The following is a 14,673-nucleotide window of genomic DNA, read 5'->3' as shown; positions in this document are numbered from 1 at the left end:
TTAGGTCATATGTGCAAAAGAAATCACCTTCGAAAGTATGATGAATCCCGACATGCGTTCAAATTGTTCTTTGGCGTACGTCATTCAACTCTTTCGAAGGTGATTTTTTTGGTTTATTAGTTTTCCTCTTGCCGTTCTTGCAGCATCCGAATCCCTTTTTCCTGAATCTGCTGCGCAATAAAAGCCAAGTCATTCGAAGTCAGATTGATGTCTGCATAATGAAACAGATTTTTTTTGCAGGAGGGGGTCAGATTGCCGATGATCAAATCATAAGTCTCGTCCAGTCTGGTCAGAGAAAACGAGTCCAGAGGATTTAAAATCGTGATGGTTAGCTGATAAGGAATAAACTGTTGGATTTTCGTTTGGATAAATTCCGTATGATAACTATTCGTATCATAAAACAAAGCTAAGCGAAAGCCAGCATTGGCATCGATGATTTCTTTAGCGAAATTTGGGAAAGATATATGGAAAATATAAATCAGGTAATTGATCGTACTTGGTCGAATGATCGGTAAATTTGAATGGGTCAAAAGGTGAACGATGTCTCGATTAACTGCCTGTTGGACCAAATCACAATTATCAACAAAACGAGCAAAGCGATCATCCAAGATGCAGTAAGGAACCTGCAAGTTGATTCCAAGAAAATAGGAAAAGACGACGGCATCCAACTTCTCTTCAAAATTGGCTTCATGATAGTTGTATTTTTTAAATATACGCTTGGTCATTTGATAAAACTCTTGTTTGGTCTCGCGAAATACAGCGGGGTCTTGACCGATATGGGTTGTGATATAGCCGACCATTTTCTCGACGTAAGCACGACTGTAGCCAGTAAATTCGCTTAAATCGATTTTTTCTAAGAAATATTCGATGTGGTTCCCATTGGGATTGGAAGCGTATAAGCGATCGCGCTTCGTGTTGATATAGATTACAAAGGCAATTTTTTTGATGTCGGAAAAATAAAGTTTTAAGGGTGTCGCAGCCGCCATGATACGGGCGATCTTCAAGAAATCCTGCTCTTGGTTAATGTTGGCATCCACAAATTCATACTGGTACTTCTCTAAGAAGAAAATCAGAAAAAATTGGCGAATATTGTTTTCATTTCCTTTTAACTGGATGGGTTTGGTTGCGATGAAGAAATCATACGGTGCCAGAACCAAATTGATCCTCTTGATCAAACGAATGATCGATGACTTGCTTAAATTTAATTCTAGTGCCAGCATGTCATAACTAGTGAAACTCGATGAGAAGAGTAGTTCCAATAATTGAAATGCAGAAGAGCGTGTCAAAAACTGGCTGTATACGTCTAGCCGAGTAGCAAAGGGATGCAAGTGGAGGCGAACAGCTGAATAATCGTCAAATTGTAAGTCCAGAAACGAAAATTCATTGTCGATTTCCGCGATATAGGTTTTTGCTGCAGACATTGAAATGGAAAATTTTACTGCCAAATCGTGAAGACTCGTTCCCTGATCGTCTAATAAATACTCAATCAGCTGTAGTTTCTTTTGTGTCGTAGATGATAACAATTTCCGTAACATGATTGCCCCTGAGCCCCCTTTTAAGTAAATAGTATCACGTTTTTACATGTATTCAAAAAAATTGCGTGTTGTATTTTTTTTGAATACATCCCACCCCAAAATTTTGGGAAAATAGAAGTGTGGAATAGTAGTAATACGTTTGATACAAGTAGCAAAGACCAAAATTTTTGAATCATGGGGAGGAGGCAAAAAGCAGTTGTTTGTTGGGATATCTTGCTCACTGTTGAACAATGTTATTCGTCGAGCGTTTCCGAGATCAATTGAAAAAATTTAAATAAAAAAGGAATGAACAATTATGAAAAAACAATTTTCTATCTATATATGTTTGCTAGTCTTGCTTGGCTCCATTTTTTGTGAACCAACGATCATACTGGCAGAAGCAATCAACGCAACCGAAAGCACCGAAAGAACGACCGAAACGTTAGAAAGTAGCGAACCTGTGACCGGAACGATCGATACGGAAAAAGCACCTACGGATTCATCGACAGCGGGAGCAGTTCAGTCAGCAACGAGTCAAGCAGAAGAAGAACAAGCAACCGTTCCTAGTGAAAGTCAAGCAACCCAAGCATCTTCGACACTGAATCAAAACAGCATTCAACCCCGAGCACCAGATGCTGAGACGGAAACGGAAGCTTCTGCTACCGCTGAAAATCTTAGTGCCAACCTGAATGAACGGGGCGTGCAGCTTTTTGACAATGTCCGAATCACTGACTTAAACGATCAGCCTTTCACTGCCGAAAATCCACCGATGTATAATGACAATATCAAAATTCATTTTGACTGGTCGTTAGCAGATACGGAAGAAATTCGTGCTGGTGATTATTATACGTATCAATTGCCGAATTATTTTGCCATTCATAACACCGTCAGTGGTGAATTGACTCGTTCTGGCGGACAATCGATCGGAAGCTTTACCTTAGCACTCGATGGTACATTGACCGTTACTTTTAATGAGGCAGCACAAACACTTTCCAACCGCTCAGGGACTATTGATCTGATCACTGAATTAAGTGTAAGCACCGTTACTGAGGAAGTGACCATTCCTACCGGGATTTACGATGAAGATGGCCATGAGATCATCATTACATTACCTATTTATGAGGTCGATATCATTAAGACGGGGAACGTGACTTCCAGCGGTTCAGTGGTTTGGGAAATTATTTTTAACCAAGCCAGTCGTGAATTGCATGATGTTGTGATCACCGATAAGATGCCACAAGGATTAGCTTATAGTACCTCGACAGGCTACTTGTACGATGAATCCACCGATGAATGGATTCGTACTGATGGCTTATATACGTTTAACAGTGTTAACAACACGTTTACCTTCAATCAAACGGTTAATCAACCGGTTCGAATCGTGATCAATAGTGCAGTCACCGATCCAACGGCTTCTTCTTTCAAAAACACGGCAACAATCAACGGTAGCGATTTTACAGAAAAAACTGCAGAAGCAACGGTTACTTACGATGAGCAATCGGAATACAAACGGTTCAAAGGCTATGATCAAGAAACGAAACGAGCATCATGGGAAATTTCCGTCACATTGGACAAAGACCAAGCCAGAGTTTTGGATCAGACCTATTCAGGAACGGATCCTGAAAAAGCCCTACACTTTTTTGTTCCAGAGACTTTGGTGATCACGGACAAAGATGGTAACTCGATCCCAGCAGAAGATTGGTCCTTTGATGGGACGTACCAGCTGGATAAAGAGGGGGAAATCGTCCGCTTTGGCATCACGTTTGCCAAAGCTGGTTACTACAAGATCCAATACGATACCCAGTTGTATGAATCTGTTCTAGCTGATACTCGTATTTACAACTACGCTTCGATCCGCGACAATCAAAATACCTCATTGACGGGCAGTGGGACAGTGACGCCAACCAAAACGATCGGTGTCGTGAAGACAGCTGGCACCAAAGACTATGAAACGAAGACTGTCGCATGGAAAATTGATGCCAATACCAATCAGCAAAAAGTTAGCGACCTGATTATAGAAGACCGCTATCAATTGATCTCTGGCGCAAACAGTAGTGCGTTAGCTTTATTGGCGGATACGCTAGTAGTGACAGCCAGCGGCGTGACTGTGCCTTTAGAGCTCAATACCGATTATACGCTAGAGCTAATCACAGAAACGAAAACACTAGCCGATGGCTCAACGAAGGAACTTGAGACTGGTTTTCGGATCAAGCTGCAAGGGGCGTACCAAACGACCTCGGCAACGATCACGGTTAATTTCAAAACTAGCTTCGATGTTTCACAGCAGATCGCATTAGGAAGTTCTAGCAGTCGTTTTAGTAATGCAGCGTTTGTCCATTATAAAGATGAAGCCGGCAATACGTTCACGGAAGCCTCTGAATCCAATACTTGGATGGATACCAACTGGTTAAAAAATGCCTTGAAATACGGCCTATTTATTGGTGAAGGGGAAGATGTCGCCAAAGCGATTACTGCCGTATTAGGTCGGAACTTAGGAACTATTTTTGATGAGCAGACCGCCTCTAGCGATCAAGTCTATTGGATGGGGCTATTCAATACGTACAAAGAAAAAATCAACAAAGATGCAACCATCACGGACCAGCTGCAAGAAGGCCAAACCTTAAAAGACTTGGCGCTTTATACGGTCACAGTAACTGGGTATACGACGCAAGTCAGAGCGCTGAAAGAGCAATTGGTGCTAAACGAGGATTACAGTTACACTTATGACCCTGACTCGAAGACAGTTACGATCACCTTGCTGAAAGAAACGTCAGAAACACTGGCGGTCTTCTTGGCAACGGAAGCAGCGGAAGAAGTATTTACCTACAAAAATACTATTACATTGACGGACAATGACACAACGTTGACTGCCGATGGCCAAGTCGACAAGTCTGCGAAAACGGATTGGTTGATGAAAAATGGTAGCCAGAATGCCGACAACAATCGGTTGATCGATTGGGAAATCATGATCAACGCTGACAGTCGCAAAATCCACAATGCGGTGGTCACCGATACCATCAACTACAATCAGCACACCTTTTTACGCGATGCCAACGATAACGTGATCGTAGATGTGTATGAAGCGGTCTTAAACAATGGCACTTGGGAAAAAGGGGAAAAAGTCACCTTCATCAACGAAGACAATCCGAAAATCACCTCGGATGTGGTAGCAGGTACGCAATCGTTAGTGATCGCTTTTGAAGAAATGATTGATAAACCGTACTTTATCGTTTATCAAACACAGCTTGATCCTGGGATTTTGAACAATGAACGGGTGGCCAATAGTGTCAATTTAACGGGTAGTGAGATCGAGATTCACACAGTGACCAAAGAAATCACCATCAAATCGACAGACGGCAGCGGAACCTCTTCTGGGACGAACGGCTCCTTGACGATCGTGAAATACGATGCCGATGGCACCAAAGAACGAGGGATCGATGAAGAAGCAGTTTTCCAATTAAGCCGCAAAAATGCGCAAAATGCCTATGAAGTCATCTTGTCGAATCTGGTGGTCAAAAACAATCAGATCATGGAAAACGGCAACGCCATTGATCGGATCGACAATCTGCGTTACGGCGATTATATGATCCAAGAAATCACCGCACCAGAAGGATACGAACGAGATGCGACTCAGTACACCTTCACTATCTCTGATAAAGAAGTCAATTATGTCTTTGAGCTAGCCAACAAGCGAGAAATCAAAGAAACGACCCATGCTTTGAATGTCCAGAAGCTGCTTCATGGACGCGAGCTGAAAGACGGCGAATTTACTTTCTACCTGGTGGATGAAGCTGGCTCTGTGATTCTAACCCAAACCAATGACGGTAACGGACAAGTCACCTTTGACGACATCACTTACAATGAGCCCGGCGAGTACCATTACACGATTCGGGAAAAAGCCGGCGATGATCCAACCATCACCTATACTGACAAAGAACTAAAGGTAACTGTGACCGTCACGGAAGAAGACAGCCAGTTGATTGCGACAGCAGTCTATGAAGGCAATCAAGTCTTTGAAAATGACTATACACCAAAAGCTGGCAGTGTCGTTTTGAATGCTGAGAAAATTTTGACGGGTCGAAGCTTGCAGGCAGAAGAATTTGACTTTGAACTAGTTGATGAAGCAGGAACTGTGCTTCAGACAAAAGCCAATGATGCCACGGGCAAGATCTACTTTGACGCTCTTCCTTACGATAAAGCAGGTGAATACCGTTACACCATCCGTGAGAAAGCAGGAACTGACAGCACCATCACCTACGATACAAAAGAACTTGCAGTAGTTGTGACCGTGACGGATGAAGACGGACAGTTGACCGCAGTTGCCGAATACGAAGGCGATCAAGTTTTTGAAAACAGCTACCAACCACAAGCTGGCAGTGTCGTACTAAGTGCCGAGAAAGTCTTAACTGGTCGTACGCTACAAGCAAATGAATTCGATTTTGAACTAGTGGATGAAGAAGGGAACGTTCTTCAAACAAAAGCCAATGATGCAACCGGACAAATCAGTTTCGATGCTCTTGCATATGATAAAGCAGGTGAATACCGCTACACCATCCGTGAGAAAGCAGGAACTGACGGTACCATCACCTACGATGCAAAAGAACTTGCGGTAGTTGTGACCGTGACGGATGAAGACGGACAGTTGACTGCAGTGGCGGAATACGAAGGCAATCAAGTCTTTGAAAATGACTATACGCCAAAAGCTGGCGGTGTGGTGCTGAATGCTGAGAAAGTATTGACAGGCCGCACACTGAAAGCCAACGAGTTTGCCTTTGAACTAGTCGATGAAGCAGGCGATGTAGTACAGACGAAAACCAATGACGCAACTGGCCAAATCTATTTCGATGAATTGACGTATGACGAAATCGGCGAATACCGCTACACGATTCGAGAAAAAGCTGACGCAGATAGTACCATTACCTATGACATGAAAGAAATTGGCGTTGTCGTGAAAGTCACCGATGAAGACGGGCAACTGGTGGCAAAAGCAACGTATGATGGCAATGCGATCTTTGAAAACGACTATACGCCACAAGCTGGTAGTGTCGTACTGAGTGCCGAGAAAGTATTGACCGGACGCACCTTACAAGCTGACGAATTTGCCTTTGAACTGGTAGATGAAGAAGGAACTGTTCTTCAAACAAAAGCCAATGATGCAACTGGCAAGATCTACTTTGACGCGCTCCCTTACGAGGAAGCCGGTGAGTATCACTACACCATTCGTGAGAAAACAGGAACTGACGGCACCATCACTTACGATGCAAAAGAACTGGCGGTAGTTGTAACCGTCACTGATGAAGACGGACAGTTGACCGCAGTGGCGGAATACGAAGGCAACCAAGTCTTTGAAAACAGCTACCAACCAAAAGCTGGCAGTGTCGTACTGAGTGCCGAAAAAGTCTTGATCGGCCGCACGTTACAAGCAGACGAATTTGCCTTTGAACTAGTGGATGAAGACGGAACTGTACTTCAAACAAAAGCCAATGATGCAACCGGACAAATCTACTTTGACGCTCTCGCCTATGAGGAAGCTGGCGAATACCGCTATACCATCCGTGAGCAAGCAGGAAACGATGGCACCATCACTTACGATACGAGAGAACTAGCGGTAGTCGTTACTGTGACGGATGAAGACGGACAGTTGACCGCAGTTGCCGAATATGAAGGCAACCAGGTCTTTGAAAACAGCTACCAACCGCAAGTTGGCAGTGTCGTGCTAAGTGCCGAGAAAGTCTTAACTGGTCGTACGTTACAAGCAAATGAATTCGATTTTGAACTAGTCGATGAAGACGGAACTGTACTTCAAACAAAAGCCAATGATGCCACTGGCAAGATCTACTTTGACGCGCTCCCTTACGAAGAAACAGGTAAGTACCACTACACCATTCGTGAGAAAACAGGAACTGACGGTACCATCACGTACGATACAAAAGAGCTTGCAGTAGTCGTGACCGTGACGGATGAAGATGGACAGTTGACCGCAGTTGCCGAATACGAAGGCAACCAAGTCTTTGAAAACAGCTATCAACCAAAGGCTGGTAGTGTCGTATTGAATGCCGAGAAAGTCTTAACTGGTCGTACACTACAAGCAAATGAATTCGCCTTTGAACTAGTCAATGAAGAAGGCAACGTACTTCAAACAAAAGCCAATGACGCAACCGGACAAATCAGTTTCGATGCTCTTGCATATGACAAAGCAGGTGAGTATCACTACACCATTCGTGAGAAAACAGGAACTGACGGTACCATCACCTACGATACAAAAGAGCTGGCGGTAGTTGTGACCGTGACGGATGAAGATGGACAGTTGACCGCAGTTGCCGAATACGAAGGCGATCAAGTCTTTGAAAACAGCTACCAACCACAAGCAGGCAGTGTCGTACTAAGTGCCGAGAAAGTCTTGACGGGTAGAGACTTGCAAGCCAACGAATTCGCATTTGAATTAGTGGATGAAGCTGGAAAGGTTCTGCAAACCCAACGCAATGACGCAAATGGAACGATTACCTTTGATGCATTGACGTATGACGATGCTGGGGAACATCGTTACACGATTCGTGAAAAAGCTGGCAACGACGCCACGATCATCTATGATGAAACCACCTATCAAGTAACGGTCACCGTCAAAGAACAAGCAGGAAAATTAGTAGCTGAAGCGGAACAAACGGCAGAGATGGTATTCAACAACCATGTCAAAGAAGGCAAAACACCGAAGCCGGGAACTGACAACTTACCGAAAACCAATGACACTACGACCGCTGGTTGGGTCGTCTTGGGACTGTTGTTAGTAGTGATCGCAGTAGGCATCTACCTTGATCGCAAAAAACGGACGCCGTTATCATAGGCAGGGGAAGCAACAAAGCAGAAAGAGAAAGCGGGATGAGGCCAACTTGTCCCGTTTTTTCCTGTCCCGTTTTTCTTCACTTCAAAGAAAAAAACCGTCAAAAGTATGAAACGCTAGAAAGCGAACAATCAGCAAACCCAGACTCAAGCAGGGGACGAAGGGCAACTGCGCCAATCGTTTCTTCCAGATGCCTTGATAGCTAAGAAAAGCGAGGAGCCCAAGACTACTGGCTACCAATAAGAGGGCCAAAAGGGTCGTTGGCGCTAGCCAAATGCTCCAACCTGCCAGCACTAAGAGATCGCCGCCGCCCATTTTTTCCTGCCAGACAAAAAAGACCAGTGGAACCAGCAAGCCTAAAGACAGCCATTGAAAAGAAGCGCCGCTTCTAAGCTGTGCTAGCGCGAGAAGTAGGTGGGCGGGGTACAGCAGTTGCGGGTAGACGCTATAGTCTATCAAGTCGGTCAAACTGAGTAAAAAGGCACTGGTCAGCCAGACAAAAGCCAGGAAGCTTTCGGAATCATGAAAGGCAACCCCACAAAGTCCGCCATAGCACAAGCAGGTGAAGGCCCAATAAAGTAGGGGTGAAAGCCATCTTGTAGGAAGGAGAAAAAACCAATGGTTATCCGAAACTTTGTTCACCTTCTGGTAATGAGAACGAGAATCACTTTTTAGCGGATTCCAAAACAGGGTTTGCAAGAGCAAAAGCCAAAAGAAGCCGAGTAAAGCGCCTAAAAAAAACACGAAAATCGTCATTTTTCGATCCTCCTTATAAAGAAATACGTAAGAGAGTGAGAAATTTTCTCAAATAGATGATTTTGTTGTACTTTTTATTTGTTTCGTATTATCCTTAAAATAGATAATTTAGAGGAGGAATCGTTATGAAATTTGAACAAACAAAAGAAGTATTAAACCAACTTGTTGCTGATTTAAGCCAAATGGCTATGGTCGTTCACCAAACACACTGGTACATGCGTGGACCTGGCTTTTTGACATTGCATCCAATGATGGACGAATTCATGGATGATTTAAATGAGCAATTGGATGAAGTTTCTGAACGCTTGATTACATTAGACGGTTCACCATATTCAACTTTGCGTGAAATGGCAGAACACACTCAAATCCCTGATGAAGTCGGTAACTGGGACCGCACGATTCCAGAACGCTTAGCTACATTGGTGGAAGGTTACCGTTACTTAGCGGACTTATACCAAAAAGGGATCGAAGTATCTGGTGAAGAAGGCGACGATCCAACCCAAGATATCTTCATCGGCTTCAAAACAGCCATCGAAAAACGTATTTGGATGATCCAAGCGCACTTAGGCGAAGCGCCATTGATCGATCCAGCGAAATCTCGCGTACGTCATTAATCAACAAAAAACCAGCGAAGAATTTTCTTCGCTGGTTTTTTTACTTGCCTACCAATAATGCTTTGGCGGCTTCAATTTGCTGTGCCACTTGATTAAAACCGGTGCCGCCATAGGAATGACGATTTTTGACGGCGGTATAGGAGTCAAGTTTTTCAAAAATATCGCTGTCGATGGCAGGATGGATCGCTTGGTAGTCTTCCAAGGAAACATCTTGCAGATAGATGCCTTTGGTCAAGCACTCGCTGACGAGCTTGCCGACAATCTCATGTGCTTGTCTGAAAGGCACGCCTTTGCCAGCTAAGTAATCTGCTAATTCTGTTGCGTTGGAAAAATCCTTTTCAGTGGATTCTTGCATCCGTGCTTGATTGACCTTCATCGTTGCGATCATGCCCGTCATGATCTGCAAGCTTTTCGTGAGGGTTTCGGCACTGTCAAACATGCCTTCTTTGTCTTCTTGGAAATCTTTGTTGTACGCCAGCGGCAAGCCCTTCATGACCGTCAAAAGACCAAAGAGATTCCCATAGACACGTCCTGTTTTTCCACGGATCAGCTCCGCCATGTCAGGGTTTTTCTTTTGAGGCATGATGGAGCTGCCGGTGGAGAAGGTATCGGTCAGTTCCACGAATTGGTATTCGTGGCTGCACCAAAGAATCAGCTCTTCACAAAAACGAGACAGATGCATCATCAATAAAGAGGCGTTGCTTAAAAATTCCAAGATAAAATCACGATCGCTGACCGCATCTAGGCTGTTGCTGTAAATATTGCTGAACCCCAATTCTTGAGCGGTGAAGGCACGATCGATAGGGAAGGTGGTGCCTGCCAAAGCAGCACTGCCTAAAGGCATCACATCGATGCGGCTCAAACTCTCACTGAAACGCTCCTGGTCACGCGTCAGCATACTGTAATAGGCTAAGAGGTGATGGGCAAAAGAAATCGGCTGTGCATGCTGCAGATGGGTATAACCGGGCATGATGGTGTAGATGTTGGCTTCGGCTTGTAAAACAAGCGCTTCTCGCAACTCAGCGATCAAAGTGATCACGTCTTGCACGACTTCTTTCAAATACAAATGCATATCGGTCGCCACTTGGTCATTACGACTACGGGCAGTATGCAATTTGCCTGCCACTGGTCCAATCAATTTATGCAAGAATGTCTCGATGTTTAAATGGATGTCCTCATTTTCAATCGTGAAGGTCAATTCGCCAGCGGCTAATTGCTGCTGAATCGTGGTCAAGCCGCCAATGATCGCTTCGCCATCGGTTTGACTGATGATGCCCGTATGGATTAGCATTTTGACATGTGCCAAACTGCCAAGAATGTCTTGCTTTGCTAACTTTTGATCAAACGTGATGGAAGCCCCAAAAGCATCGATCCATGCTTCGTTTTTCCCATCGAAACGTCCGCCCCATAATTTTGCCATATTCTCACCTCAAAAAAAGATTACGGCTGAAGCGGCAGCTTCAGCCGTGCATACTTAAATCAATGTTTCTGTTAGTTGCTGTTGTGCTTGGATCTCAGCGTGCACTTTGCTTGGCAGCCCCCATAATTTGATGAAGCCGATGGCCGCATGCTGATCAAAGGTATCTGCAGAAGTATACGTTGCTAAGTTTTCATCGTACAGGCTGTTTTCAGATTTCCGTCCTTCACAAATGACGTTGCCTTTGAACAATTTCAAACGTACGATTCCGTTGACGTAGACTTGCGTGCTTTTCAGGAAGGTAATCAAGGCTTCCGTCAATGGATTGAACCATAAGCCGTCATAGATGACTTGGGCTAATTGCTGCTCGATGATTGGTTTGAAATGCGCCAATTCCCGTACAAAGACCAAATCTTCCAACTCTTTATGAGCCGTCATCAAAGCGATCGCTCCCGGACATTCATAAACTTCCCGTGATTTGATCCCCACCAGACGATTTTCGATATGGTCGATCCGACCAACGCCATGCTCGCCAGCCATCCGGTTCAGTTTCATGATCAATTCTGCTAGATTCATCGTTTCGCCATCAATGGCGGTCGGTACCCCTTGATCAAAGGTGATCTCAACGATCGTTGGTACGTCAGGAGTATCTTCTAATTCTTGCGTGATGGCGTAGGCTCCTTTTGGCGGTGTTGCCCAAGGATCTTCTAAGACGCCGCACTCACAGGCACGTCCCCACAAGTTTTGATCGATGGAATACGGATTGTCCAAGTCAGCGGGAATCGGCACTCCTTTTTCCGCTGCATAGGCAATTTCTTCTTCTCGGGACCATTTCCATTCCCGAACCGGCGCGATGACTTTCAAGTGAGGCGCTAAAGCAGCGATCGCTACTTCAAACCGAACTTGGTCGTTGCCTTTGCCGGTACAGCCGTGGGCGACGGTCGTTGCGCCAGTCGCTAATGCCAACTCCACCAATTTCTTGGCGATCAATGGACGAGACAAAGCGGAAACAAGAGGATAAGAATTTTCATAAAAAGTATTGCCTTGTAAAGCGATCAAAACAAAATCTTGGGCGAATTCTTCGCGAGCATCGATGGCATAAGATTCAATCGCACCAACTGCCAAAGCTTTGTCTTTAATGGATTGGGTGTCGCGACCTTCACCGATATCTAGGCAGCAAGCCACCACATCATATCCTTGGTCCGTTAACCATTTAATTGAAACGGAGGTATCTAATCCTCCAGAATAGGCCAATATTACTTTTTCTTTCATACTTATTAACTCCTTTTCCGCGTGTTTTCAAGTGATTGAAGCTATCTTATCAGAATAAAAATAATAAATCAAGGGTAAAATTAAATATTTATACATAAAATTGGTGATTATCAGGTTTTTATACTATTATCGGTGATTGAGGAAAAGAAGTGGATGCTCACTTTGTTGATGAAAGTTTATACATAATATTCATAAATCTATTCAGTTTTAGCAGTCTGCAACAACAAGTTTCGTTTTTCAGAGAAAATGGCAGAAAATGAATGGAGAAAATTTTCAAAAAGAGGCGGAATTACGTTGACATTAGGCTTTATAGAAGGTATTATGTTATATGGTATTGTTTGCCCCACAAGAGCCCCGGAAACTCAAGTGTATGTCAAACATTCGTGAAATTGAATTGGAGGAAAAAATTGTGCGTACAACATATATGGCCAAACCAGGCGAAGTAGAACGTAAATGGTACGTAGTAGATGCAACAGATGTTCCTATGGGTCGTCTTTCAGCAGTAGTAGCATCTGTCTTACGTGGTAAAAATAAACCAACATTCACACCTCATGTGGATACAGGCGATTTCGTAATCGTCATTAATGCAGAAAAAATCAAATTAACAGGTAACAAAGCAAGCGATAAAATTTATTACCGTCACTCAAACTTCCCAGGAGGATTGAAATCAGTCTCTGCTGGAGAATTACGTGCTAAAAATTCTCGTCGTTTGATCGAAACTTCTGTAAAAGGCATGCTTCCTAAAAACACTTTAGGCCGTAAACAAGGAATGAAACTTCATGTTTATGCTGGCGCTGAACACCCACATGCTGCACAACAACCAGAAGTATTGGACATCACAAACTTAATCTAATAGGAGGGAATTTCATTGGCACAAGCTCAATATATCGGCACTGGCCGTCGTAAAAATGCAGTAGCCCGCGTACGTTTAGTACCAGGTACTGGTAAAATTACTGTTAACAAAAAAGATGTTGAAGAATACATCCCACACGCAGACTTGCGTGAAGTAATCAACCAACCATTCGGCGTTACAGAAACTAAAGGTTCATACGATGTTTTTGTAAACGTAAATGGTGGTGGATACGCTGGACAATCAGGTGCAATCCGTCACGGTATCGCACGCGCATTGTTACAAGTTGATCCTGATTTCCGTTTAGCTCTTAAACGTGCTGGCTTACTTACTCGTGACGCACGTATGGTTGAACGTAAAAAACCAGGTCTTAAGAAAGCTCGTAAAGCTTCACAGTTTTCAAAACGTTAATCTTTTTATATCGATATTTTCAGACGCTTCGCAATTTAGATTGTGGAGCGTTTTTTTGTTGGTGTGAAGAATATCCAAATAATGCAATGGATGGATACTATCTAGTTGGGATAAATAGTATGAATATATGATATTCATAGCTGAGTAGATTAAAATTATTAATACTAAATTCTACAGAATATATGTAAACTTATTACGCAGGATCATTAAAAAAATCATACAATGATCTTCCTGAAATCAATAACTCTATGACATTATGATCATCTATGACTTCAATACCATGTCTATTTAAAAACATCACAAATTGGGGTAAAAAATTTTTAAATGAAGCATCGAAATCAAGATTATATTGGCCATCTTCAGATGATATTTGCAGATAGAACATATCGAAACCAAAATCAAAGGGTGATAGCCGTACTTTTTTTTCGTAAATAATTTCTGCTGATAAGAGACCATCATAGTTGATTTTTTTGCTAGTTTTTTTATTTGTTAATAAATCTATTAGCTTACGCAAATCATTATTTGAGTATTTTTTGATTGAAATACCATCACTTTCGATAACCCAATAATCATTAAAAATTGTGGGCAAAACTACAAATATTCCTATAGAAAAAATAATAAGAAATATCCAGAATGGCTGATATCCAAAGCCTGTGAATAGCAAACTAATAAATAACCAAACAGTCAAAAAGAGTAAACCTTTTTTTTCATTATATTTGTTTCCAACAAGATAAGGCTTTTTAAAATATGGACTGCCTTGAACCAATTCATCTAGTGAAATATCATACAAATCAGATAATGCTAATAAATTATCTATCGATGGAACAGAAGATCCCTTTTCCCACTTAGAAACAGCTTGTGTTGAAATAAAAAGTTTGTTTGCAATTTGTTCTTGAGTATATCCATTTGTGTTTCTTAAGGTTTTCAAAATATCTTGTAGTAACATTTCAATCCCGTCCTTTCTCTTTTCATTGTTAGAGTATTATTTTTTCTGATTTTTA

The 14,673-nt window shown here is 42.9% G+C and carries 9 protein-coding genes; 4 read left to right on the top strand and 5 right to left on the bottom strand.

Annotation, left to right across the window (positions count from 1 at the left end; genetic code table 11):
* Positions 1-116: 116 nt before the first annotated feature.
* Complete coding sequence (locus IGJ44_RS16435) at positions 117-1,535, bottom strand: helix-turn-helix domain-containing protein (RefSeq protein ID WP_074536295.1); 1,419 nt, start codon at positions 1,533-1,535, stop codon at positions 117-119.
* 295 nt (positions 1,536-1,830) lie between these two features.
* Here IGJ44_RS16435 and IGJ44_RS16430 point away from each other — a divergent pair, with 295 nt between their 5' ends.
* A complete protein-coding gene (locus tag IGJ44_RS16430; RefSeq protein ID WP_167827257.1) occupies positions 1,831-8,355 on the top strand; it encodes a Spy0128 family protein in 6,525 nt (2,174 codons plus the stop codon).
* Between the two features lie 81 nt (positions 8,356-8,436).
* On the opposite strand, the gene IGJ44_RS16425 is transcribed toward IGJ44_RS16430, so the two are convergent.
* Positions 8,437-9,108 carry a prepilin peptidase gene (locus IGJ44_RS16425; RefSeq protein WP_074536293.1) on the bottom strand — a complete coding sequence of 224 codons (672 nt, stop codon included), beginning with the start codon at positions 9,106-9,108 and terminating at the stop codon, positions 8,437-8,439.
* A 125-nt stretch (positions 9,109-9,233) separates the two neighbouring features.
* Between IGJ44_RS16425 and IGJ44_RS16420 the strand changes: the two genes are divergently transcribed.
* Entirely contained in the window at positions 9,234-9,722 is a 489-nt protein-coding gene (locus IGJ44_RS16420) for a Dps family protein (protein WP_005230382.1), read from the top strand.
* Positions 9,723-9,762: 40 nt separating this feature from the next.
* Here IGJ44_RS16420 and argH read toward each other — a convergent pair whose 3' ends face one another.
* Both argH and IGJ44_RS16410 read right to left on the bottom strand, forming a co-directional pair.
* Positions 9,763-11,142: an argininosuccinate lyase gene (argH, locus tag IGJ44_RS16415; RefSeq protein ID WP_167827256.1), complete on the bottom strand. Its 1,380-nt coding sequence runs from the start codon at positions 11,140-11,142 to the stop codon at positions 9,763-9,765.
* A 54-nt stretch (positions 11,143-11,196) separates the two neighbouring features.
* Positions 11,197-12,411, bottom strand: a complete 1,215-nt coding sequence (locus IGJ44_RS16410; protein ID WP_167827255.1) for an argininosuccinate synthase — start codon at positions 12,409-12,411, stop codon at positions 11,197-11,199.
* A 406-nt stretch (positions 12,412-12,817) separates the two neighbouring features.
* Here IGJ44_RS16410 and rplM point away from each other — a divergent pair, with 406 nt between their 5' ends.
* Positions 12,818-13,264: a 50S ribosomal protein L13 gene (rplM, locus tag IGJ44_RS16405; RefSeq protein WP_301280258.1), complete on the top strand. Its 447-nt coding sequence runs from the start codon at positions 12,818-12,820 to the stop codon at positions 13,262-13,264.
* Positions 13,265-13,279: 15 nt separating this feature from the next.
* Entirely contained in the window at positions 13,280-13,672 is a 393-nt protein-coding gene (gene rpsI / locus IGJ44_RS16400) for a 30S ribosomal protein S9 (protein ID WP_003128901.1), read from the top strand.
* Between the two features lie 193 nt (positions 13,673-13,865).
* Here rpsI and IGJ44_RS16395 read toward each other — a convergent pair whose 3' ends face one another.
* Positions 13,866-14,618, bottom strand: coding sequence for a helix-turn-helix domain-containing protein (locus IGJ44_RS16395; protein ID WP_167827254.1), 753 nt, complete (start codon positions 14,616-14,618; stop codon positions 13,866-13,868).
* Between the last annotated feature and the right edge of the window lie 55 nt (positions 14,619-14,673).

The organism is Enterococcus sp. DIV1368d (assembly GCF_050542975.1).
In the GTDB taxonomy this organism is placed as follows: Bacteria; Bacillota; Bacilli; order Lactobacillales; family Enterococcaceae; genus Enterococcus_D; species Enterococcus_D casseliflavus.
This window is presented reverse-complemented; position numbering and strand designations above follow the sequence as displayed.

What these genes read in the sequence shown, in the direction of transcription:
- IGJ44_RS16435 (WP_074536295.1), bottom strand. Translation starts at nt 1,535, where the DNA reads ATGTTACGGAAATTGTTATCATCTACGACACAAAAGAAACTACAGCTG.
- IGJ44_RS16430 (WP_167827257.1), top strand. Translation starts at nt 1,831, where the DNA reads ATGAAAAAACAATTTTCTATCTATATATGTTTGCTAGTCTTGCTTGGC.
- IGJ44_RS16425 (WP_074536293.1), bottom strand. Translation starts at nt 9,108, where the DNA reads ATGACGATTTTCGTGTTTTTTTTAGGCGCTTTACTCGGCTTCTTTTGG.
- IGJ44_RS16420 (WP_005230382.1), top strand. Translation starts at nt 9,234, where the DNA reads ATGAAATTTGAACAAACAAAAGAAGTATTAAACCAACTTGTTGCTGAT.
- argH (WP_167827256.1), bottom strand. Translation starts at nt 11,142, where the DNA reads ATGGCAAAATTATGGGGCGGACGTTTCGATGGGAAAAACGAAGCATGG.
- IGJ44_RS16410 (WP_167827255.1), bottom strand. Translation starts at nt 12,411, where the DNA reads ATGAAAGAAAAAGTAATATTGGCCTATTCTGGAGGATTAGATACCTCC.
- IGJ44_RS16395 (WP_167827254.1), bottom strand. Translation starts at nt 14,618, where the DNA reads ATGTTACTACAAGATATTTTGAAAACCTTAAGAAACACAAATGGATAT.